This is a genomic window from Jeotgalibacillus campisalis (assembly GCF_000829515.1).
Classification (GTDB): domain Bacteria; phylum Bacillota; class Bacilli; order Bacillales; family Jeotgalibacillaceae; genus Jeotgalibacillus; species Jeotgalibacillus campisalis.
Window position 1 is genome coordinate 312,633 of record NZ_JXRR01000017.1, and the last position, 23,248, is coordinate 335,880.

Sequence of the window (23,248 nt, forward strand, 5' to 3'; positions counted from 1 at the left end):
GAGGTTTCTATGTACAATTCAGGAAGGTGACAAATGAAATAAAAAGCCGCTGCTAGTTCCAGTTTTATAGAATTAGCAGCGGCTTAAAGTGAATGATTCTTAACGATCTATACGTAAGGTTAAAATATCAGATTCTCATAAAGTATTAATCATTCATTTGGTGCGTTAAAAATTTCCACGCTTCATCTTTTCCCAGACCGGTCTCTGATGAAAACATAATTAATTCATCACCATCTTCAATCTGCAGCGCCCGTCTGGTTACACTCATATGCTTCTGCCATTTCCCTTTAGGAATTTTATCTGCTTTCGTCGCGACAACCAGGCAAGGGATATCAAAGTGCTTTAAAAAATCATACATCATAATATCATCATTTGTTGGAGGGTGACGCAAATCAACAATGAGTACTACTGCTTTTAAAGGCTTTCGATCTGTCATATAAGTCTCGATCATTTTCCCCCATGCTGCACGCTCCGTTTTAGAAACTTTTGCATAGCCATAGCCTGGTACATCGACGAAATAGAGCAATTCATTTAGTAAATAGAAATTTAACGTCTGTGTTTTACCCGGCTTTGAAGAAATCCGTGCCAACGATTTCCGGTTAATCATTTTATTAATGAAAGAGGATTTCCCAACATTAGAACGCCCGGCAAGAGCGAACTCAGGAAGTCCGCCCTCTGGGTATTGTTCTGGCTTTACTGCGCTTATTACGATCTCTGATTTAGTTATTTTCACTTTTCATCACCTGCTAACGCCCGTTCAAGTACTTCATCCACATGTGAGACAAGAATAAAGGTTAATTCGTTTCGTATACTTTCCGGAATGTCGTCTATATCCCGCTCATTTTCTTTAGGAATAATAATGGTTGTTAATCCTGCTCTATGTGCGCTTAAGGATTTTTCTTTCAACCCTCCGATTGGAAGAACTCTTCCTCTAAGGGTTACCTCTCCAGTCATCCCAATTTCTCTTCGTATCGGACGGTTTGTTAGAGCTGACACGAGCGCTGTTACAATCGTGATACCAGCAGAAGGACCATCTTTTGGCACGGCGCCTTCTGGCACATGAATATGAATGTCATATTTTTCATGAAATTGCTCTTCCAAATTTAATTCTCTGGCCTTGGAACGGACAAAAGAAAAAGCTGTTTGAGCTGATTCTTTCATTACATCACCAAGTTTCCCCGTGAGGACAAGCTTTCCTTTTCCTGGAGATAAAGACACTTCAATTTGAAGCGTGTCCCCGCCGACCGATGTATAGGCTAGCCCTGTTGCCACACCAATTTGATCTTCTGTTTCGGCTTGCCCGTAGCGGAATTTTCGCTTGCCGAGAAAATCAGTAAGACTGTTTGCTGTAACGACTACGCGTTTTTTATCTCCACTGACAATAATTTTCGCTGTTTTTCTGCTGATGGTAGCAAGCTGGCGTTCTAAACCACGGACACCGGCTTCCCGTGTATGATACCGGACAATTTCCTGTACAGTGTCGTCTCGGAGTTGAAGCTTACTCTTAGTTAGGCCGTGCTCTTTTAACTGTTTTGGAAGCAGATGATTTTTAGCAATACTGGTCTTTTCCTGCTCTGTATAGCCTGCGATCGTAATGATCTCCATCCGGTCTCTCAGCGGACCAGGGATGGTAGACAGGTTATTGGCTGTAGCAATAAACAGTACCTTGGAAAGATCGTAAGGCTCTTCAATATAGTGGTCGCTGAACGAGTTATTTTGTTCAGGGTCAAGCACTTCAAGCATTGCCGAGGAAGGATCGCCTCTGAAATCGTTGGACATTTTATCGATCTCATCTAAAAGAAACACCGGATTAACGGTCGTTGCTTTTTTCATTCCTTGAATAATACGGCCCGGCATTGCCCCAACATAGGTTCGACGGTGGCCGCGAATCTCAGATTCATCTCTTACCCCGCCAAGTGAAATTCTTACAAATTTACGCCCAATGGATTCTGCAATCGATCGAGCTAAACTTGTTTTCCCTACACCAGGAGGGCCTGCCAGGCAAAGAATAGGGCCTTTAAGTGACTTCGTCAGCTGCTGAACAGCTAAATACTCTAAAACGCGTTCTTTAACTTTTTCAAGACCATAATGGTCACGGTTTAAAATGTCTTCAGCCCGTTTAATATCCAGATCATCGGCTGTGGATTTAGTCCATGGAACCTGAATGAGCCAGTCTATATAGTTTCGAATAACGGAGCTTTCTGCAGAAGCTGCCGGGATTTTTTCATAACGGTCAAGTTCCTTCATCGCCACTTTCAAAACATTTTCAGGCATTTCAGCTTTTTTAATTTTTGCTGCCAAATCAGATACTTCGCCGGACTTGCCGTCTTTATCTCCAAGTTCTTTTTGGATCGCTTTCATCTGCTCACGCAAATAATATTCTTTTTGGGTGCGCTCCATTGATTTTTTAACACGCTGTCCTATTTTTTTCTCAAGGCTCAGGACTTCTTTTTCGTTATTAATGGTTTCAATCACCCGTGTAATTCTTTGTTTAATGTCTGTTGTATTCAGTAATTCCTGCTTCAGCTTAAGCTTCAGAGGAAGATGAGACGCAATAATATCTGCAAGTCTTCCCGGTTCTTCAATATCTGTAACGGTGTTCAATGTTTCAGTAGACACTTTCTTTGACAAATTAATATACTGTTCAAAGTAATCCGTCAACGTTCTCATTAACGCTTCGAGTTCAGCTGTTTTCTCCGGGGAATCCGGAACCGACTCCACCTCTACCGTGTAATGACTTGTTTCATCGAGGAATGACGTGATTTTCGCACGCTCCAGTCCTTCCACGAGCACCCGTATTGTTCCGTTGGGTAGCTTAAGCATCTGCTTTACTTTAGTAAGCGTTCCCATCGAATATAGATCTGTTTGATCCGGCTGATCTACTGTCATATCTTTTTGAGTGGAAAGAAAGATCAAATGGTCATCCATCATTGCTTTTTCTAATGCTTGCACAGAACGTTCCCTGCCTACATCCAAATGAAGGACCATCGTTGGGTAAACTAATAATCCTCTCAGCGGAAGCAGCGGCACCGTATAGTTGTTCTTGTCTGACATTAAAACTGCACCTCCATTAAACTAAGACCTGAACAGCTTTACATGTCAGGTACGATTTTTAAATTGAAAATTATAAGATGTAATTACTGTACCCTTTTCTTATGGTCAGCATCCATCATCATGCTCATAATGGCAAAAAAAACTGACTCGATAGTGGGTCTAACGAGTCAGCCTCTTTATTTCTTTAATTTTTAAGCAGATGTTTTCTGTTCATCACTTGGACCGATCTTTGTTCCATCTTCTAAAACAAGGATTGGACGTTCATTTTTTTCGACTGTGTCCTGAGTGATGATACATTTTTTAATATCTTCACGAGAAGGCAGATCGAACATGACATCAAGCATAATGTTTTCAATAATAGAACGAAGCCCACGAGCTCCAGTTTTGCGCTCAATAGCATTACGTGAAATTTCTAGAAGTGCTCCTTCTTCAAATTCCAGCTCTACATCATCAAGCTCAAGCATTTTTTGATACTGTTTCACAAGAGCATTTTTAGGCTGAGTCAAAATTGAAACCAGCGCTTCTTCATCAAGCGTCTCTAGCGTTGCAGTAACAGGAAGACGGCCGATAAACTCAGGTATCAATCCGAACTTCAAGAGGTCCTCCGGTACCAGCTTAGCGAGGAGTTCTCTTTCTTTTACATCAGCTTTATTTGGATCAGATCCAAAACCGATGACTTTTTGACCGAGGCGTCGTTTTACGATTTGGTCAACGCCATCGAATGCTCCTCCGCAGATAAAGAGGATATTTGTTGTATCAATTTGAATGAATTCCTGATGAGGATGCTTACGTCCGCCTTGTGGTGGAACGCTTGCTGTCGTACCTTCAAGAATTTTAAGCAGCGCCTGCTGTACCCCTTCACCTGATACGTCCCGAGTAATGGACGGATTTTCTGATTTGCGGGCAACTTTATCAATTTCATCAATATAGATAATGCCTTTTTCAGCGCGCTCTACATCATAATCAGCTGACTGAATTAGCTTTAGCAGGATATTTTCAACATCTTCCCCTACATAACCGGCTTCTGTCAGAGAGGTTGCATCCGCGATCGCAAAAGGTACATTCAAAATACGCGCAAGTGTCTGAGCAAGAAGTGTTTTACCAGAACCGGTAGGACCGATAAGACAAATATTACTCTTAGAAAGCTCCACATCGTCAACTTTACTATTGGAATTGATTCGTTTGTAATGATTATATACCGCAACGGAAAGGGATTTTTTAGCTCTTTCCTGACCAATTACGTATTCATCAAGTATACCCAGAATTTCTTTTGGCTTAGGTACATCTTTAAACTCCACTTCTTCTTCTGTACCCAGCTCCTCTTCAACAATTTCTGTGCAAAGCTCGATACATTCGTCACAAATATACACACCAGGTCCCGCAACTAATTTACGAACCTGCTCCTGCGTTTTTCCACAAAAAGAACATTTAAGCTGTCCTTTTTCATCATTAAATTTAAACATTACGTTCACCCCTTATTTCAAACTCATATCATACTTGTGATGCACATTCAAGACAACTTTTATGCTCATCACATAAAACACCATCGAATTTAAACAGCTTATATAGAAATTGTAACACAGCGGTTAAAGAGACGGAAATAACACGAATCGGATCATTTGCCCAAATGCTTTTTGTCCAAAGGACTATGTATAATTGATATGTATGTAGAAAACAAGGCACGAATACCTTCGCGCCTTGCATTTCTATATATATTATTATCTTACTTTCAATTATGCAACTGTTTGGCTGTTATCAACAAGAAAATCGATCGCTTTTTGCATTTTAAGATCATTTTCCAAAACTTCTGTAGATCCGCCTAGAGCTGTTTTAATCTGCTCAACTGACATACCGAACTGCTCTGTCATTTTGCTTAATTCAGCTTCAACATCTTCTTCTGTTACCGTGATGTTTTCAGCTTCTGCAATGGCTTCAAGCGTAAGATTTGTACGAACGCGTTTTGATGCATCTTCTTTCATTTGAGCGCGAAGAGCTTCTTCGTCCTGACCGCTGAACTGGAAATAAAGTTCAAGATTCATTCCTTGTGAAGATAGACGCTGTTCGAATTCTTGAAGCATACGGTCAACTTCTGTTGTAATCATCGCTTCTGGAACTTCGATTTCAGCATTTTGAGATGCCTGTTCTAATAAAGAATCGCGCAGAGCTGCTTCAGCATTATTTTTCTTTTCTTCTTCTAAGCGTGCTCTGGTCTTTTCTTTAAGCTGATCAAGCGTTTCGATCTCTTCATCATCAGTCTCTTTCGCAAACTCATCATTAAGAGCTGGAAGTTCTTTTGCTTTAATTTCATGAACCTTTACTTTGAAAACTGCTGGTTTACCGGCAAGTTCTTCAGCATGATACTCTTCAGGGAAAGAAACATCAACCTCTTTTTCTTCTCCTGCAGAAAGTCCAACAAGCTGTTCTTCAAATCCTGGAATGAAAGAACCAGAACCAATTTCAAGAGAATAATTTTCAGCCTGGCCACCCTCAAATGCTTCGCCATTCACGAAGCCTTCAAAATCCATTGTAACGGTATCGCCATCTTCAATTGCGCCTTCTTCTTTAACAACAAGCTCTGCCTGACGTTCCTGAAGAGTCTTCAATTCAGCAGCAACATCATCTTCTGTTACTTCTGTTTCCAGCTTTTCCACTTCAAGTCCTTTGTATTCACCTAATTTAACCTCAGGCTTTACAATTACTTTTGCAGTGAAGATAAGTACTTTTCCTTTTTCCATTTGCTCTACGTCAATTTCAGGACGATCAACCGGCTGAATGCCAGCCTCATCAACAGCACTTGCGTAAGCTTCAGGAAGAATCAGGTCAAGTGCGTCCTGATAAAGAGACTCCACACCAAAACGTTTTTCAAACATTTGACGGGGCATTTTCCCTTTACGGAATCCAGGTACGTTAATTTGCTTAACTACCTTTTTAAATGCGTCATCTAATCCTTTGTTTACTGTTTCAGTATCAACTTCTACCGTTAATACTCCTTCATTACCTTCTTGTTTTTCCCATTTTGCTGACATACTCAATTCCCTCCAACACATCTATAGTAATTTTAATGGTTTCACGCTAATCAGCGGTGAGACGTTGACTTTGTGAATTTAGGCATCACAAGTCCCATTATGCAACCATTGTATTATAACATAGGATAACACTCTTTCAACAGGTATGCATTAGTTCATATAATGGGAACCATTTCTAATGTTTCAATTTCATCTGCAATACCGTCTGTTTCATCTTCGTTCCATTCCATTTCCAGTCCCATATACCTTTCGCCTAAGTGAAGATAGGCAATGGCAATAATCGCAGGATCCTGTTCTGCCCATGAATAAGGATAGAGAAGAAAAAGATGTCTTCTCATGAGATCGATTGCCAATTCCACTAGATTTGGATCTTCATGCCCCGCCTGGTTTTGAATACGCATCAGTACTTCTTCAAATCGATCAGACTCAAAAGGTTCTTTTAACTCAGACGGATTAACAAGCGTTTTCCTTCCCCATTTTTCCACGAGAATGTCGTCCTGAATGCCCTGTTCTCTTAAAATATTCAACAACATCGTTTTAATAAAAGGGTGTGTTTCCTTTACTTGAATAACTTCAATGAGAGAATCTTTAATAGGGTGAATATTCTGTTTAGAAAGATTTGCTACTTGAACCATTTGCTGTTCAAGATCTTTTTGCAGGCTGAAGGATTGAAAAGAAGTATCTTCCCGCTGAACCTGTTGATCCTGCTTATGACTAATGGATAAAAGATGCTCAAAGCGATCTCTTCTCTCAAGAGACAGCACTCCTTCATCAAGTACCGTATGAATCGTTTCTGCAATACTTTCATGTTCTTTCAGCTGAAATAGATTCATTATATATAATTCGAGTGTCTCTTCATAGTCACCAATACCTTCATGAAGCATTTTTTCACAAAGTTCCTTTGATTCTGTCCAGTTATGGTCTTCATACAAAGCGACCGCTAGAGAAGTCAGGGTGACAGAATCTTCCTGATCCAGTGCATAAGCATCTTTAAGCAGCTGGATCGCTTCTGCATGATGCTGTTCCTGCAGCTTTTCAAGCCCTTTTTCTACCAGCCGGTCTTTCAGCTGCGGAAAGGGAACTACTTTTTGATCATTCGATTTCTTTTTTCCTGGACGTTTAGCCACGGATCATACATCCTTCCGATATTGTAAGTGATTTGAGTTTAGCATGACTTTTACTAAAACCAAAACGGAAAGCTGCAGCGTCGCCTAAACAATTTGAAAGCTCTATAGAAGAAGATAGGATCTCTTCCTGCTTAAACAAGTTTAAGCTTCAGCAGAGAACCTATCGGGAAAACGCCTCACTCGATTCAGCAGGTTAATCTCTTACTATCAAAGCTGCTGACTCCGTGAGTAGTTTCATTGTGTAATTGATTCGTAAAAATATGAAAAATGATTGGGCTAATTCTGCATTCATTTTGCGAATATTTCTCCCACTACCCACATAAAAAACGGAGCAACCAGCCCAACTGACCACATAAAGCGGGTTTCTAATGCGTGTAAATCTCTTGTATTTACCTGACCATCCTTCGCTATTTCGTTTGCCTTTTCTTCAGCTTGATCAGCTAGTTGATAGGCTTCGTCTGCAAGCTTTTCAACACGCAAAATGGTATGCTGCTTTTCATCAATCCGCACCATCCAATTTTCGAGCTTTCTGATTTCCTCTGACAGTTTTTTAATTTCGGCATTTTGAAATTGATCGTTCATTTCCTGCACCCCCGCTTTATTTTTGTTTGTTTGTTTGTTTGTTTTGTAATTGTTATTTTAGTATTCTATCAATCCTTTAATCTGCGAATATATGTTTGTAGGTTCAAAGCATTGTTTTATTATTTTACTAGTTCAACGGTTTAAAAATGGGCTCTCCTGTGTATAATGAAATATGGGATGTGTTTCGTTTGCAGCTATTCACATTCCATCGGGCGCTTATCTGGTGTTCGATTAAGCGGTTAAATAATCGGCCAGCCAAAGGTTTCGGCGCTTTGCTGCAATCTTTAAAATTCGATTTTTAACCGTTTTATCACTTGTTCCGAGTTGCTTGGCGGCTTCGCGGAATGAATATGACTTTGCGAATGCTACTAGAGCTTGGCGGCTTGGTAAGGTAGCGTTCGCAATGAGATCCTCGAGCAGTTGGCGCTGCTCTTTTTTAATAGCATAATTTTCGGTCGTGTCACAAATCTGTTCATTTTCTGTTAAGGCAAACCTTTTGACATATTCATCATAGGTACTTACTTTTTGGCCGATATTAGCAATTCGGCGCCTGAGCATCAAAAACAGGAACGGCTCAAAATCTCCAATCCGGGTATCATACACTTTTACAGCCTGATAAAAAGTCTGATTCGCTTCAGATTCTACATCCTGCCAAATTAACCCCCTCTTATACGCTTGCTTTCGAGCATAGTTAAACACTTTTGAAGCATAAATTACATACAGTTCGTTGAAGCAATCTTCACTGCCCGTCACCTGATACTCCACTATTAAGTTTTTAACGTTCAGCATTTTTATCCTCTCCTTTTTATTTTCTTATTTGTATATCCTCCCTTAAATTAAAATGCGGCAGATTTTTAAAAAATTGTTATCTTAAGTATTTTCAGTAAAGAATAAACAGTTATTTTGCATAGTTATATAAAAACGACGCCCTTCTGAATAGAAGAACGCCGCTATTTTAACTCCACATCAAAGGTATAGGTTTTAATGGGAATCCAGAGATCTTGTTGCAATGTTTGCAGGGTACAAAAGCGCAGATTTAAGGAACTTTCTCATCGACCTCCGTATGATGCCCCGGCCAGCGCTATTTGCAGTCCAATTTTGCAACGATACACCCCCGCTACAGTAAATCGCACATCCCACTTTTGCAAATCTAAAGAAAAGTTGAGATATGACCTTCCGCACGTACATTTGTTCTTTCATTATAACGCACAGATTTTTAACCTTGAGTCGAATACTGTCGAGGAAATATTGGGAAAAATGTTCTAATAAATCATTAAAAAAATCATTAAATATTCATTTTACTCTCATCTATATAAAAAAAACTATATATAGTAAGAGACGGGATAGTTTTGCCAGTTGGGAAAATAGTTAAAATAATTATTAAGTAATAATTATAATACTCTAATGAATATGCTGGTTTATTTACGATAGCGAACAATTTAGGCTCTTTGCTTTTTAAATTCAGTAGAAAGGCACGAATTTATCTTATCATAGCGCATTCAAAATGTTTGTCGTTAAGTGGTAATTGTTTAATTTTTTTACCTACGTAACTCCTGCAATTTCTTCAAATTAAACTTAAACCTATACCAGAATTACCGGTTGAATCATTAATCGTGCTTAATTGTATTTTTTTTACTGAAAAAAGTGAGAATCATCTTATTATTATGATAATATAGCTGTAACTACATTAAGAAATGGGCGATAAATATGCGCAGTCTAAAGATCATGATGGCAGGTATAATGTCAATTCTTATCCTCTCTGCTTGTCAGGAAAGCATAACTCAACCTGCGGAATTACTTCCAACACGCCCTTTTGAGCTCGTCTCAAAAGGCACCTCTCCGTCTTGGCATACGAAGGAGACGACAGTGACAATTGGAGCGATTGGAGACGTTCTGCTGCACGATCGGGTTTACGAACGTCAGGAAACAGAGCCTGGTGTGTTCGATTTTGGTCCGCCTCTAGAAGCAATCGAACCACTGGTCTCTTCTCCTGATTTCCTAATGGCTAACCAGGAATCTGTTCCAGGAGGCACAGCGTTCGGTTTATCCGCTTATCCATCATTTAATAGCCCCAAGGAAATTGTATATGAACTAAAAGATGTCGGGGTTGATATGATTATTGCAGCAAATAATCACACGATCGACCGTGGCATACCACCCCTAATGAGTGCACTTGATTTATACGATGAACTTGAATTGCCCTATGCGGGTGCTTACCGCGATGCCGCAGACAGAGAAAACCACCGAATAATCGAAGTAGATGGAATCACTTTTGGTATTTTATCTTATACATTCAGCACAAATGGAATCCCCATTCCAACAGGTTTTGAAGATTCTGTTGCGCTGATTGAAGAAGACCGGATACGGACCGAAGTCGGATCTTTACGTGAAAAAGCGGATGTACTGATTGTACATATGCATTGGGGGAATGAATATGAGCGTCTTCCAAACCATTTTCAAACCTCCTATGCTCAACTACTTGCAGATGAGCAGGTTGATCTTATATTTGGTCACCACCCCCACGTGCTGCAGCCGATCGAGCAGTTAAAACAGCCTGACGGAAAAGATACGATCGTTTTTTATTCACTGGGCAATTTTTACTCCGGTCAGGATTTCGATTTTACGGATGTAGGCGGAGTGGCAACGGTAGAAGTGACAAAAACGGTTAATCAGGATCAAACAGATATTCAGCTTACAAATCCATTTATCGAACCTACACAGGTCATTAGAGGAGAAGATGGAGAGTATATTGCCGTACCTATGAATGAGGCCGACTCTCCATCCATAGCAGGAGAAACATATGAAGAAACCGTTGAGCATGTTACGCAATGGCAGAATTAAACATTTTTTACAGACAAACATCCTGATGAATTTGGATATGCATCAGGATGTTTTGAAGTTCTAAGTGTCCCAGGAGAGATTTGAACTCACGACCTGCGCCTTAGGAGGGCGCTGCTCTATCCAGCTGAGCTACTGAGACAAAGTTTTGTCTTAATCGACAAATAAAACGAATATGAAGTGGCTAAAAATAGAATAAACGAAAATTTTTCAATTAGAGTGAAATGAAAGATGTAAAAAAGATGCTGTCACAGTATAGAAATCTGTGACAGCATCTTTTTTGATTCCAAAACCTAACGTTATCAAGGCTCTGTCAGTTAAGAAAGTAGCGTCCCAGGAGAGATTCGAACTCCCGACCGACGCCTTAGAAGGGCGTTGCTCTATCCAGCTGAGCTACTGGGACAATATGTAGTGTTTTTTAAGGACAATACTTATTATAGTAGCAGAACAATTTAAAGTCAACGATTTTTTCAAAAAAAAAAGGCGCTGCATAATAGCGCCTTTCTTTTTATGTTAATTGACCGTTCCATGAGGTTATTTCATTATGCTTCTCATCGTAAAAATGGACAGAAACGTCTTTTGCCTGTTTTTCAACAATGGCATAGGATGCTTCCTTTCGATCACGTGGAAGCAAAATACTGCCTGGATTAACATACAGGCGCTGATCCACAACTTCCGCTCCCAAAGAATGAGAATGACCGAAAAAGATAATGTCTGCCTCTTCCTCGGTTGCTTTGTAGTGAATTTTATCCAGGGACTGTTTAATTCCATACAAATGACCGTGTGTGAGGAACAATGTGGTATCTTTTATTTTAATGACTTTTTCATCTGGATACGCTGAATCCATGTCGCAATTTCCGCCGACCTTTTCAAAGCCTTCCATTTCGGGTGAATTGAATGGAAGTTCAGAATCTCCGCAGTGAAGCATTGCATCCACAGTATTTTCATAGCGTTCTTTCAAATCAATTAACCGTTCTTTGTCTCCATGATTGTCACTAACAACAACAACTTTCATCTAATCACCTCAATTAATGATTTTAGGCAGAACCTCTTTCAGTTTTTCAAGTGCCTTGCCTCTATGGCTGATTGCACTTTTTTCTTCTCTTGTCATTTGAGCAAGGGTGCACGATTGGTCTTCAATCCAAAAAATCGGATCATATCCAAATCCGCCATCACCCAACTTTTCTGTCGTAATCATTCCTTCGCACTCTCCCGTTACCGTCAGTGTTTTTTCACCCGGAACACTGACGGCAAGTGTGCAATGGAACCGAGCTGTTCGTTTTTCGGCAGGAATTCCTTGCAAATTGCGAAGCACTTTTTTGATGTTCTCTTCGTCATTCTTTTCTTTACCTGCATAACGGGCAGAATAAACACCAGGATCCCCATTTAATGCGTCAATTAATAAGCCGCTGTCATCTGCTATCGCCATTACCTTAAATTGGTTCGATGCTGCTTCAGCTTTTAAAATGGCATTTTCCTTAAACGTCTCCCCTGTCTCTTCTACTTCCTCCATTTCAGGATAATCCAGCAATGTAGTCACTTCAAAACCAAGAGGCGCAAAAAGACTTTCGAATTCTTTCGCTTTTCCTTTGTTCGCTGTAGCAATTAATACTTTTTTCATATAGGATCCACCTTCGAAATGTTTGAAGGTATAAGTGAAGCCGCAGGTCCAAGTGCTCTGCGCTGTTCTTCTATAATTTTTTGGATCCCCTGGTCTGCAGCTTCGAGCATACTCGCTAGTTGAACATGCGAAAAAGTAGACTCTTCGCCTGTTCCCTGCAATTCAACAAACTCTCCAGCACCAGTCATGACCATATTCATGTCAACGTTCGCGGTGCTGTCTTCTGCATAATTCAAATCAAGAATGACCCCATGTTCTTTACTGATGCCAACGGATGTTGCTGCAAGAAAATCAGTAATAGGAAAGGAAGTGATTTTTTTATTTTCCACAAGCTTGGCAACAGCCATGGTCATTGCCACAAAAGCACCTGTAACAGAGGCAGTTCGTGTTCCCCCATCCGCTTGTATAACATCACAGTCAATCCAGATTGTGCGTTCACCTAATGCCGGCAGGTTCACAACGGATCTGAGTGCCCTGCCTATTAAACGCTGGATCTCCATCGTTCTTCCCTGCACTTTTCCCTTGGAAGATTCTCTAATGGTTCTTTGTCCTGTTGCACGGGGAAGCATGGCGTATTCAGCTGTTATCCAGCCTTTTCCCTGCCCTCTCATAAATGGGGGCACCCGTTCTTCAACACTTGCTGTACAAATTACTTTTGTATCGCCAACAGAGATTAATACAGATCCTTCAGGGTGTTTTAAATAGTCTTTTTCAATTGTAATAGGTCGAAGCTCATCTGCTTGCCGGCCATCTGTTCTCATCATCATGTCCCCTCCTCTGCCCGCTAAAATAAATATGTATACTGCGGGGATTATCATCCGCGTTTATTCTTACATAGTATAACAAAGTCTGTCTGTTCTGAAACATGGATTCAGTATAATCAAGCCTCATCAAAATAAAAAAGCCTTGGGAAGCTACTCCCTCGGCAATCGAATCATATCAATCAAAAGATGATCATCCTGCAGCCATTCCTTTGCTACTTGTCCAAAAATTTTAGAAGACCCGGTAGTATAGAAACTATGGCTGATTTTTTCGTGACGTGCGTTCAATTCGCCCCGATACGCAAGTATTGCACTGACTTCCCTGGCTGTTTCGTCACCTGAACTAATAACCGTTATGGAAGGTCCCATATACTGCTCAATCAGAGGCTGAAGAAGCGGGTAATGTGTACACCCTAATATTAATGTATCAATTTTCTTATTTTTCATCTCCACCAGGGTTTCTGCTACAATTTTCTTAGCCATTGCCCCCGCGTGCTCCCCGCTTTCAACAAGTGGTACGAATTTTGGGCAGGCTAACGGAAAGGATATAATGGACGGTCTAAGATCAGCTAAAGAATTCTCATAAGCCTTACTTTTAATCGTTCCATAGGTCCCCAGGATGCCAATTCGGTCATTTTTCGTCCATTTTACAGCAGAGCGCGCTCCCGGAGAAATAACCCCTATCACCGGTATATCAAATGCAGTCTGTATTTCTTCCAGCACAACCGCAGTTGCAGTATTGCAGGCAATGACCAGCATTTTTATATTCTGATTGTATAAAAAACGGGCCATTTCCCATGTGTATTTTTTCACTTCTGAACTCGGTCTCGGGCCATAGGGACAGCGTGCTGTATCACCAACATAAACAATGTTTTCGTTGGGCAGCTGGCGCATAATTTCCTTTGCCACAGTCAAGCCTCCAATACCTGAATCCATCACACCAATTGATCTGCTCAAAAATAGTCCCTCACTCTTATTTCATTTCGTTATGCAAACGATTAAGTCCTTTAGAAAGCTGTTCTACTTCTTCCTGGGAAAAATCGATTAAAACTTCATTTAAATAATGCTGCCTTTTTTTTATTACTTCTTCAATGATTCGCTCGCCTTCTTTTAATAAATGAATGCGAACAACCCGACGGTCATTTTCATCTTTAACTCTCATGACCAATTCATTTTTTTCCATCCGGTCCACCAGATCTGTGGTGGTACTGCAGGCTAAATACATTTTGTTTGAAAGTTCTCCAATCGTCATATCTCCTGCTTCAAATAACCATTGCAAGGCTATAAATTGTGGCGGCGTAATTGTATACTGGCTTAAAATTTCACGGCCTTTTTGTTTGATTATACCGGAAATATAGCGCAGATCTTTTTCAATTCCTGCCATCACTCCTGCAGGATGAAGCTCTTGAGTTCCTTTCTTTTCCATCAGCCCTCGACACTCCTTCAAATTGATTCTACTTTGATTGTGACCTCTTTTACGCCAAATATCAAGAATCTTTTTCTATTCGGTTCATATGTATAATTGTAAAAAGGGAAAATCCCCTTTTACAATTTCAGTTCACCCATTCTAAGCAGTTCCACGATTGCTTGCGCTCTTCCTTTCACACCTAATTTCTGTATTGCATTAGAGATATGATTGCGCACGGTTTTTTCACTAATAAAAAGCTCACCAGCAATATCTTTAGTGGTTTTATCTTGAAGCAGCAAACCAAAAACTTCCCGTTCTCTTTTTGTTAAAATAGACGCTCTGTTGTACTGTGATCGGCTCATCGAATTTCTTCCCCCTCACTTGCTAAACTGAAGCCAGTTTATCCAGTTTATGAGTCAACATTGCAAGGAGTGCGTTGATTTCCGAATCTATTTTACATAAGAAGGATTTCTTTTTGCCAACATGGCGTTTTTTTGTTCTTCACTCCACTGTTTGCTTTTTCCAGAGGCTTTATAAATTTGGACCATTGCCCCTCTGCCAGTCAGCACAACTTCTTCCCTTTCATTCACACCGCAATAATGAAGATCTACAGAAGAACGCCCGACAGATGCTGCTTTAACATAGATTTTTAAAAACTGATCAAAATAAATTTGCCGAAGGAAGTCACATTGCAAGTCCGCTACAACCGGAATACTGTCCTGATCATCTTGTACCCACTTTTGCATAAAGCCAAGTTCTTTTAAAAATCCGATCCTTGCTTGTTCAAAATAGACAAATGGTACGGTATTATTCATATGCCCAAATAGATCTGTCTCAGAGAAACGCACTTTTATCTCAATATAAAATGTAAATTCATTTTTCCAGTTTTCCAGATCCTCTATGTAACTGCTTTTCATTTTATCTCATCCTTCCAAAATATGAATGACTATTCATTTGTTTTAGTATAGCGTATCGCAAGCTCTGGTGCCACTGATGTCAGGATCATATAGCGAAAACTCGATCAACAGGGAAGGCGTTGCGTTTTTAAACCCTAATAAACATACAAAGCTGCAGAGGCACTATGCCCTGCAGCTTTTTTTAAGGAATACAATTAAACTTCGTTGTCACTTCCGAAAAAGTTTCTAAACATCTGCAAATTAGTATCACGGTTCAGCGCAGCAATCGAAGTCGTTAGCGGAATGCCTTTCGGACAAGCCTGAACACAGTTTTGGGAGTTACCGCAGTCTCCAATACCGCCATCTCCCATAATCGATTGAAGCCGTTCGTTTTTGTTCATTGCACCGGTTGGGTGTGCATTAAACAAACGCACTTGCGACAGAGGCGCTGGTCCAATAAAGTCAGATTTGCTGTTTACATTTGGACAGGCTTCCAGACAAACACCACAGGTCATACATTTAGATAACTCATATGCCCATTGTCTTCTTTTTTCAGGCATTCTTGGACCGGGTCCAAGGTCATACGTTCCATCAATCGGAATCCAGGCTTTCACTTTTTTCAAGGAATCGAACATCCGGCTGCGGTCTACTTGAAGATCACGCACGACCGGAAAAGTCTTCATCGGTTCCAGACGAATCGGTTGTTCAAGCTGATCAACCAGCGCAGTACAAGACTGGCGAGGGGTGCCGTTTATCACCATCGAACAAGCACCGCAAACTTCTTCCAGACAGCCCATGTCCCAGGCAACCGGTGTTGTCTTATCCCCTTTTTTATTAAAAGGATTACGGCGAATTTCCATTAAAGCTGAAATAACATTCATATTGGCACGGTAAGGAATTTCGAATTCTTCCATATAAGGAGTGGAGTCAAGGTCATCTTGTCTGTATATTTCGAATCGAATCATTTTTTGTTCTTTCATCGTTTCTGCTGCAGTCATGATTACTTAGCTCCTTTCTTTTTCGAATAATCACGCTTACGAGGTTCAATCAGGGATACGTCTACTTCCTCATAATGAATCTCGGGTGAAAGGGTATCTGGATTAAATTTCGCCATTGTCGTTTTCAGGAATTCATCATCATTTCGTTCCGGGAAATCCGGTTTAAAATGAGCCCCGCGGCTTTCATTACGCTGAAGCGCACCGATTGTAACTACTCTTGCAAGGTGAAGCATATTCTTCAGCTGGCGCGTGAAGACTGCACCCTGATTGCTCCATTTATTCGTATCATTAATATTAATGTTTTCAAAGCGCTCAAGAAGCTCCTGAATTTTTGCATCTGTTTCCTGAAGTTTGTCATTATAACGGACAACCGTTACATTATCTGTCATCCATTCTCCAAGCTCTTTGTGAATCACATAAGCATTTTCTTCGCCGTCCATTGACATAATATGATCCCATTTATCTTGTTCTTCTTTTACGTGACGATCAAACACATCTGATGAAATGTCTTCTGCTGTTTTTTCAAGTCCATTAATATAAGCTACTGCATTAGGACCTGCAACCATTCCTCCATAAATGGAAGAAAGGAGTGAGTTTGCTCCGAGGCGGTTCGCTCCATGGATAGAGTAATCGCATTCTCCGGCTGCAAAGAGACCCGGAATATTCGTCATCTGGTCATAATCAACCCATAGTCCGCCCATTGAATAATGTACTGCAGGGAATATTTTCATAGGAAGTTTTCTTGGGTCATCTCCCATAAACTTTTCATAGATTTCAATAATTCCGCCAAGCTTTACATCAAGTTCTTTTGGATCTTTATGTGAAAGATCCAGATACACCATGTTTTCACCGTTAATGCCAAGCTTTTGGAATACACAGACATCAAAGATTTCACGGGTCGCAATATCACGAGGAACCAGGTTTCCATAAGCGGGATATTTCTCTTCAAGGAAATACCATGGCTTTCCGTCTTTATACGTCCAGACACGGCCGCCTTCTCCCCGCGCTGACTCACTCATCAGGCGCAGTTTATCATCTCCGGGAATAGCAGTGGGATGAATTTGTATAAATTCTCCGTTAGCATAGTATGCTCCCTGCTGGTAAACAATTGAAGCCGCTGAACCTGTATTAATAACAGAGTTCGTTGACTTTCCGAAAATGATTCCCGGGCCGCCTGTTGCAATGATAACAGCATCTCCCGGGAACGACTGGATTTCCATGCTGGAGAGGTTCTGCGCTACGACTCCGCGGCAGACTCCATCATCATCGAGCACGGACCCAAGAAATTCCCATCCTTCGTACTTCGTTACTAGACCGGCTACCTCATGTCGGCGCACCTGCTCATCTAAAGCATAAAGAAGCTGCTGGCCGGTTGTTGCTCCTGCGAAGGCTGTACGGTGATGCTGCGTTCCGCCAAAGCGGCGAAAATCAAGCAGACCCTCGGGCGTTCGATTGAACATAACTCCCATACGATCCAATAAATGAATAATGCCTGGTGCAGCGTCGCACATTGCTTTTACTGGAGGCTGATTAGCTAAAAAGTCTCCGCCGTAGACGCTGTCATCAAAGTGTTCCCAAGGAGAATCTCCTTCTCCTTTCGTATTCACTGCTCCGTTTATTCCGCCTTGTGCACAAACGGAGTGTGAACGTTTAACCGGTACGAGTGAAAACAGATCCACTGCCATTCCGGCTTCCGCTGCTTTGATCGTTGCCATGAGGCCTGCAAGTCCCCCGCCGACAACGATAATTTTGCCTTTGCTCATTTAAACACTCTCCTTACTTTTATCCGCTGACTGAGCGTTTGCTCGACGATCTATACTGTTGACTAAATTGGTTGATTAAACGAATGCCAGGATTGCGCGAATCCCGATGGTTGTAAGTGCCAGGAAAATCCCTAAAGTCACATAAGTGGAAATTCTTTGTGAACTCGGGCTGAGCGTTACACCCCACGTTACTAAGAAAGACCAAAGGCCATTAGCAAAATGGAAGGTAGTAGATACGACACCTGCTATATAAAATGCCAGCATAAATGGATCAGCTAAAATCGACTCCATCATTCCAAAGTTGACGTCTGCTCCACGAGCTGCGGCAATACGAGTTTCCCAAATATGCCAAGTAACAAAAATCAGCGTAAAAACACCTGTTACACGCTGCATGATAAACATCCAGTTTCTGAATGTACCAAATTGACGCGGATTATTTCTCGAGGTAAAAGCGATATACACGCCGTAAATCGCGTGAAAGTATAGCGGTAAAAAGATAATAAAAATTTCCAGAATTAGTCTAAACGGCAACCCTTCCATTACGTGAGCTGCGTTATTGAATGATTCTTCTCCTCTTGTAGCATAATGATTTACAACAAGATGTTGCATCAGGAAGATCCCTACAGGAATAACCCCCAGTAAAGAATGCAGCCTCCTCCAGTAAAACTCTCGACTATTTGCCATCGAACGTTACCCCCTCCAAAAAATACCAGCTTATGAATCTCGTCAAATTTTTTTCAAACTAGTTCGACGAAAATCAAGCTATTCCGCACAATATAACATTTATGTGACAACTTAATTGTACTCCGATAAGAATTGACCGTCAAGAAAACGTATACATAAAAATAATTCTGAATGTTAACTTTTCAAATACGATAGGTTTGCTATTCTGCTATAACGCTTATCTATTAATTTAGTGACTTTTGACCCGCTTTTTGAAAAGATAAGGGGACAATTCCATTATTTCACGCAGGGTCACTTACACTTTATCAAGTAACCTCGTATAATAGAAGAGTGGAAAGTGAGGGTCACAGCATGTCTGAAGAAAATGAGATCACTACAGGGTCTTTTGGCTATTCCCTTATCAGGGATGAGCTTTTGCCTGAATTATTAGGAAATCATACAAATGAAATTCTTTACTGGGCAGGTAAAAGTCTAGCCCGCCGGCACCCTTGTCAAAATGAAGGAGAACTGATTCACTTCTTCGAAAAAGCAGATTGGGGTACCCTGGAGCTTACAAAACAAAAAAATGACGAAATGCTTCTTGAACTTGGAGGCCCGCTGTTAAAGCAAAGAATTCAAAAAAATAATGCACAGCACTTTACGCTTGAAGCAGGTTTTCTTGCAGAACAATTTGCGATGATGAAGCAATGTCAGACAGAAGCCATAAGCCAGCGTCAAAAAAATAACGCAATTATTCAGTTTACTCTTAAATGGGACGCGAAAGATCCTTATGGAATGCCATTAAGGAAAAATAAATAACATGCATAATTAGTTAAAGAAGCTGAGACAAACGTTGAAAAGAGATTAAATTGGTTCTTTGTTAAACATATGTTCGAGGTGCACAGAGTACCAGGCGGCTACTCCCTGCAGCATATGACAGCTGCCTGAGCCTGCGGAAGCGTCTGATTAAAAGCGCAAAGAACCGATTAGAAGAGGTTGAGACATATTTGTGTCTCAACCTCTTGTTGTTCTCACTTTGCCAGCTGCGGTTTTGGCTGCAAAGATTCTAATGAAAAACTGTCATGAACAACCTGGGCAGCCCTGAGCATGTCATTCATCTCAACGACAGTCGAGACTTTAATTTCTGATGTGCTGACCATTTTGACCGCAATAGTGTGTTCGGCTAACACCTGAAACATTTGTGCGGCTACACCAGGGTTTGATACCATTCCAGAACCTACTATAGATACTTTTGCGAGCCCTGCTTCATGCTCGATTTTCGAAAAGCCTAAGGCATCTTTATTGTTCAGCAGGACGCGTCGTGTTTCTTCAAGCTCCTCTTCTTTAATAGAAAAAGAAAGATTGGTGGAATTCAGCTCTGTCTGGCTTTGAATAATAATATCCACATTAATATGATTCTCGGCTAAAACAGAGAATATAGCGGCAAGACCGGTAAATTCATTTTCTAATCCATACACTGTAATTCGTACAATATCCCCTTCAAATGCTACACCACGGACTACCAGATTTTCTTCCAACATCGATTCCTCCTCAATCAGCGTACCTTCAATATCTTCTATACTCGACCTCACCGTAAGAGGCAAGGAATGATTTTTTGCGTACTCCACAGCACGGGGGTGCAGAACGCCAGCCCCGAGATTTGCCAGTTCAAGCATCTCATCGTACGAAATTCCTTCAAGCTTTCTGGCACCCTTTATGTATCTTGGGTCAGAGGTGTAAACGCCGTCCACGTCTGTATAGATATCACATCGCTCGGCCGCTAGAGATGAAGCTAAAGCCACAGCTGTGGTGTCCGAGCCTCCTCTTCCAAGAGTAGTAAGCTCAAAATTAGCATCCATTCCCTGAAAACCTGCTACTACCACTATTTTTCCTTTTGCGAGCTCCTGTTTCATCCGGGTAGTTTCAATGTGTGTGATTCTTGCTTTGCTGTGCACTGCTTCTGTTTGAATTCCAGCCTGCCAGCCAGTCATTGAGACACTTGAATATCCTTCGCTCTGAAGTGCCATGGAGAGAAGCGAAATGGTCATCTGCTCACCCGTAGATAAAAGCATATCCATATCTCTTTTATTGGGTGTTTGGGTAATGCCTGCTGCAAGACGGATCAGTTCGTCTGTCGTTTTGCCCATCGCAGAAACGACGACGACTACCTGGTGTCCTTTTTTAATTTCCTGTATGACTCTGGATGCGGCATGCTGAATTTTTTCTACTGATCCAACTGATGTCCCGCCAAATTTTTGAACGATTAAACTCATGATACGCCTCTTCTCACATTATTATTTCTCATTCCTGATCAGCTGAACTTGCATCCGGTTTTCGTGCAGCGCCAGCTTCCAAAAAATTTAGACACAAAAAAAGCAATGGGAAGAGTATCCCCATTGCTTTTGAACTGAATTGTCCATTGCTGCTCAGGTGAGATAGCTCTCCAAGATGAGGAATCATCTTGACAGCTCTGCATTTATTAAATACAGAACCAGTTTGCATCCTGATGAAAGGATTGCAGACTTCGGCGATTGTCCCTTTTTCCGCGCTTCTTCGGATTCATCTTCCTCCGCACGGGTACTTTTGACTTTCGCACCTCTATCACCACTTTAAAAAGAAAAGTGAGTGTATATTAACTTGGTGTTATTATAGCAAAGTGATCTTATTGAATCAATTTATTCTTTGAGTTTTTTTACAATATCTTCAGCCAGCAGCGATGGCATGCCTGCACTAACTACTTCTTCTAAGGTAGCTTCTCTCAGCTTTTTAACAGAACCAAAATGTTTCAGCAGCTGCTTTTTTCGCTTGGGACCAATGCCTGGGATTTCATCCAGAACGGATTGAATTGAATTTTTCCCCCGCAGCTGACGGTGAAATGTTATGGCAAATCTGTGTACTTCATCCTGAATTCGCTGCAGCAGATAAAACTCCTGACTGCGCCTGCTTAAAGGAATCATCTCAAGCGGACTTCCAAAAAGAAGATTAGACGTCTGGTGGCGGTCATCTTTTGCCAGTCCAGCGAGCGGAAGATCCAGACCAAGCTCCTGTTCAAGCACTTCCCGGGCCGCTTCGATCTGTCCCTTTCCTCCATCAATTATCACTAAGTCCGGCAGCGGAAGCCCGTCTTTAAGAACCCTTGTGTACCGCCTCCTGATCACTTCCCGCATAGAAGCATAGTCATCAGGACCCTGAACGGTTTTAATCTTGTATTTGCGATACTCTTTTTTTGCGGGCTTTCCATCAATGAAAACAACAAGGGCAGACACTGCGTCAGCCCCTTGAATATTAGAGTTATCAAAAGCTTCAATACGAAGGGGCGGGTAAATGTTCATGGCCTCGCCAAGCTGTTCTACTGCTTTAATCGTCCGGTTTTCGTCCCGTTCAATCAAAGAAAACTTTTCTAAGAGTGCAAATTTCGCATTTTTTTCTGCAAGCTGCAGCAAGTCTTTTTTCTGACCGCGGACAGGCTGGCGTACATTTACTTCAAGCAGCTTTTCAGCTATTTCAGCATCAATTTGCGGAGGGACAAGTACTTCTTTTGGTTTAAAATGATTCGGTTTCATATAAAACTGACCAATAAAGGTCAAAAACTCCTGCTCAGGTTCATCATAGATCGGGAATAAAGAGACATCCCGTTCGATCAGCTTACCCTGACGAATAAAAAAGACCTGAACACACATCCATCCTTTGTCGACACTGTAGCCAAAAATATCACGGTTTGTAAAGTCATTCATGGCCATTTTTTGTTTTTCCATAGTTGCTTCAATATGATTTATTTGATCGCGAAACTCCATCGCTCTTTCAAATTCCAGATTTTCTGAAGCGGACTCCATTTTTTTCTGAAGGTCAATTTTCACTTCTTTAAAGCCGCCGTTTAAAAATTTGGCAATGTCATCTGTCATTTGGCGGTACACTGTATCTTCCACTTTAAATTCGCACGGTGCAAGACATTGTCCCAGATGATAATAAAGACAGACACGGTCCGGAAGCGTATTGCATTTTCTAAGGGGGTACATGCGGTCGAGCAGTTTTTTCGTTTCGTTTGCTGCCTGCGCATTTGGGTAAGGCCCAAAATAGCGGCCCTTATCTTTTTTCACTTTGCGGGTAATGAGCAGCCGCGGGTGTTTTTCTGCTGTTACTTTTAAAAAAGGATAGGATTTATCATCTTTTAGCATCACATTGTATTTAGGGTCATGCTTTTTAATTAAGGTAAGCTCTAGTATTAATGCTTCAATCGCTGATGAGGTGACAATATATTCAAAATCCTGAATCTCTGAAACAAGTCTTTGCGTTTTACCGTCATGCGATCCCGTAAAGTAAGAGCGCACTCTATTTTTTAATACTTTTGCTTTCCCTACATAAATGATTGTATCTTGACGATCCTTCATTAAATAACAACCTGGCTGATCAGGCAGGACAGCAAGTTTATGCTTAAGCAGATCGTTCATTACTAGCCCTCCTGTGTTCAAAAATTAGTTTCTGATTCAATCATAAGGAATGGCTCGGATAAA

The 23,248-nt window shown here is 41.1% G+C and carries 21 protein-coding genes, 2 tRNA genes and 1 riboswitch; of the genes, 2 read left to right on the plus strand and 21 right to left on the minus strand.

Translation table 11 applies throughout. From position 1 onward, the window contains the following. Positions 1-145 precede the first annotated feature (145 nt). From yihA to KR50_RS13965, 7 genes are all read right to left on the minus strand, one after another. Complete coding sequence (yihA, locus tag KR50_RS13935; protein WP_041059874.1) at positions 146-733, minus strand: ribosome biogenesis GTP-binding protein YihA/YsxC; 588 nt, start codon at positions 731-733, stop codon at positions 146-148. Then, positions 730-3,054 (minus strand): endopeptidase La, encoded by a 2,325-nt coding sequence (gene lon / locus KR50_RS13940; RefSeq protein ID WP_041059876.1) that lies wholly within the window; start codon positions 3,052-3,054, stop codon positions 730-732. The genes yihA and lon overlap by 4 nt, the downstream gene beginning before the upstream one ends. A 191-nt stretch (positions 3,055-3,245) precedes the next feature. Beyond that, on the minus strand, positions 3,246-4,517 hold the full coding sequence (gene clpX / locus KR50_RS13945) for an ATP-dependent protease ATP-binding subunit ClpX (protein WP_041059879.1): 1,272 nt from the start codon (positions 4,515-4,517) through the stop codon (positions 3,246-3,248). A 270-nt stretch (positions 4,518-4,787) separates the two neighbouring features. Then, complete coding sequence (gene tig, locus KR50_RS13950; protein ID WP_041059882.1) at positions 4,788-6,080, minus strand: trigger factor; 1,293 nt, start codon at positions 6,078-6,080, stop codon at positions 4,788-4,790. Between the two features lie 155 nt (positions 6,081-6,235). Continuing rightward, on the minus strand, positions 6,236-7,207 hold the full coding sequence (locus KR50_RS13955) for a tetratricopeptide repeat protein (protein WP_041059884.1): 972 nt from the start codon (positions 7,205-7,207) through the stop codon (positions 6,236-6,238). 288 nt (positions 7,208-7,495) lie between these two features. Continuing rightward, positions 7,496-7,789, minus strand: a complete 294-nt coding sequence (locus tag KR50_RS13960) for a hypothetical protein (protein WP_041059887.1) — start codon at positions 7,787-7,789, stop codon at positions 7,496-7,498. 231 nt (positions 7,790-8,020) lie between these two features. Next, on the minus strand, positions 8,021-8,578 hold the full coding sequence (locus KR50_RS13965) for a sigma-70 family RNA polymerase sigma factor (protein ID WP_041059890.1): 558 nt from the start codon (positions 8,576-8,578) through the stop codon (positions 8,021-8,023). A 1,077-nt stretch (positions 8,579-9,655) separates the two neighbouring features. On the opposite strand from KR50_RS13965, the gene KR50_RS13970 reads away from it, so the two are divergent. Further along, positions 9,656-10,630, plus strand: a complete 975-nt coding sequence (locus KR50_RS13970; protein ID WP_232304286.1) for a CapA family protein — start codon at positions 9,656-9,658, stop codon at positions 10,628-10,630. Between the two features lie 65 nt (positions 10,631-10,695). On the opposite strand, the gene KR50_RS13975 is transcribed toward KR50_RS13970, so the two are convergent. From KR50_RS13975 to KR50_RS14030, 12 genes are all read right to left on the minus strand, one after another. After that, positions 10,696-10,769, minus strand: a tRNA-Arg gene (locus KR50_RS13975). Positions 10,770-10,956: 187 nt separating this feature from the next. Beyond that, positions 10,957-11,030, minus strand: a tRNA-Arg gene (locus KR50_RS13980). Positions 11,031-11,135: 105 nt separating this feature from the next. After that, positions 11,136-11,642, minus strand: a complete 507-nt coding sequence (locus KR50_RS13985; protein WP_041059895.1) for a metallophosphoesterase — start codon at positions 11,640-11,642, stop codon at positions 11,136-11,138. A gap of 9 nt (positions 11,643-11,651) precedes the next feature. Continuing rightward, on the minus strand, positions 11,652-12,248 hold the full coding sequence (locus KR50_RS13990; protein ID WP_041059898.1) for an XTP/dITP diphosphatase: 597 nt from the start codon (positions 12,246-12,248) through the stop codon (positions 11,652-11,654). Beyond that, positions 12,245-13,009: a ribonuclease PH gene (gene rph, locus KR50_RS13995; RefSeq protein WP_041060412.1), complete on the minus strand. Its 765-nt coding sequence runs from the start codon at positions 13,007-13,009 to the stop codon at positions 12,245-12,247. The genes KR50_RS13990 and rph overlap by 4 nt, the downstream gene beginning before the upstream one ends. A 153-nt stretch (positions 13,010-13,162) precedes the next feature. Next, positions 13,163-13,966, minus strand: coding sequence for a glutamate racemase (gene racE, locus KR50_RS14000; protein WP_041059901.1), 804 nt, complete (start codon positions 13,964-13,966; stop codon positions 13,163-13,165). 16 nt (positions 13,967-13,982) lie between these two features. After that, a complete protein-coding gene (locus KR50_RS14005) occupies positions 13,983-14,435 on the minus strand; it encodes a MarR family winged helix-turn-helix transcriptional regulator (RefSeq protein ID WP_041059904.1) in 453 nt (150 codons plus the stop codon). A 119-nt stretch (positions 14,436-14,554) separates the two neighbouring features. Continuing rightward, positions 14,555-14,779 (minus strand): helix-turn-helix domain-containing protein, encoded by a 225-nt coding sequence (locus KR50_RS14010; protein WP_041059907.1) that lies wholly within the window; start codon positions 14,777-14,779, stop codon positions 14,555-14,557. Between the two features lie 87 nt (positions 14,780-14,866). Next, positions 14,867-15,334: an acyl-CoA thioesterase gene (locus tag KR50_RS14015; RefSeq protein ID WP_041059910.1), complete on the minus strand. Its 468-nt coding sequence runs from the start codon at positions 15,332-15,334 to the stop codon at positions 14,867-14,869. Positions 15,335-15,528: 194 nt separating this feature from the next. Next, on the minus strand, positions 15,529-16,293 hold the full coding sequence (gene sdhB / locus KR50_RS14020) for a succinate dehydrogenase iron-sulfur subunit (protein WP_041060415.1): 765 nt from the start codon (positions 16,291-16,293) through the stop codon (positions 15,529-15,531). A 20-nt stretch (positions 16,294-16,313) separates the two neighbouring features. After that, complete coding sequence (gene sdhA, locus KR50_RS14025; protein WP_041059913.1) at positions 16,314-18,074, minus strand: succinate dehydrogenase flavoprotein subunit; 1,761 nt, start codon at positions 18,072-18,074, stop codon at positions 16,314-16,316. A gap of 75 nt (positions 18,075-18,149) precedes the next feature. Further along, the gene (locus tag KR50_RS14030) at positions 18,150-18,758 is read right to left on the minus strand and encodes a succinate dehydrogenase cytochrome b558 subunit (RefSeq protein WP_041059915.1); all 609 of its coding nucleotides are present in this window, start codon (positions 18,756-18,758) and stop codon (positions 18,150-18,152) included. A gap of 351 nt (positions 18,759-19,109) precedes the next feature. On the opposite strand from KR50_RS14030, the gene KR50_RS14035 reads away from it, so the two are divergent. Further along, a complete protein-coding gene (locus KR50_RS14035; protein ID WP_041059919.1) occupies positions 19,110-19,556 on the plus strand; it encodes a YslB family protein in 447 nt (148 codons plus the stop codon). Positions 19,557-19,768: 212 nt separating this feature from the next. Here KR50_RS14035 and KR50_RS14040 read toward each other — a convergent pair whose 3' ends face one another. Both KR50_RS14040 and uvrC read right to left on the minus strand, forming a co-directional pair. Beyond that, a complete protein-coding gene (locus KR50_RS14040) occupies positions 19,769-21,010 on the minus strand; it encodes an aspartate kinase (protein WP_041059922.1) in 1,242 nt (413 codons plus the stop codon). Between the two features lie 155 nt (positions 21,011-21,165). Then, a riboswitch (Lysine riboswitch) is annotated at positions 21,166-21,346 on the minus strand. Positions 21,347-21,412: 66 nt separating this feature from the next. Beyond that, positions 21,413-23,185 carry an excinuclease ABC subunit UvrC gene (gene uvrC / locus KR50_RS14045; protein WP_041059924.1) on the minus strand — a complete coding sequence of 591 codons (1,773 nt, stop codon included), beginning with the start codon at positions 23,183-23,185 and terminating at the stop codon, positions 21,413-21,415. Between the last annotated feature and the right edge of the window lie 63 nt (positions 23,186-23,248).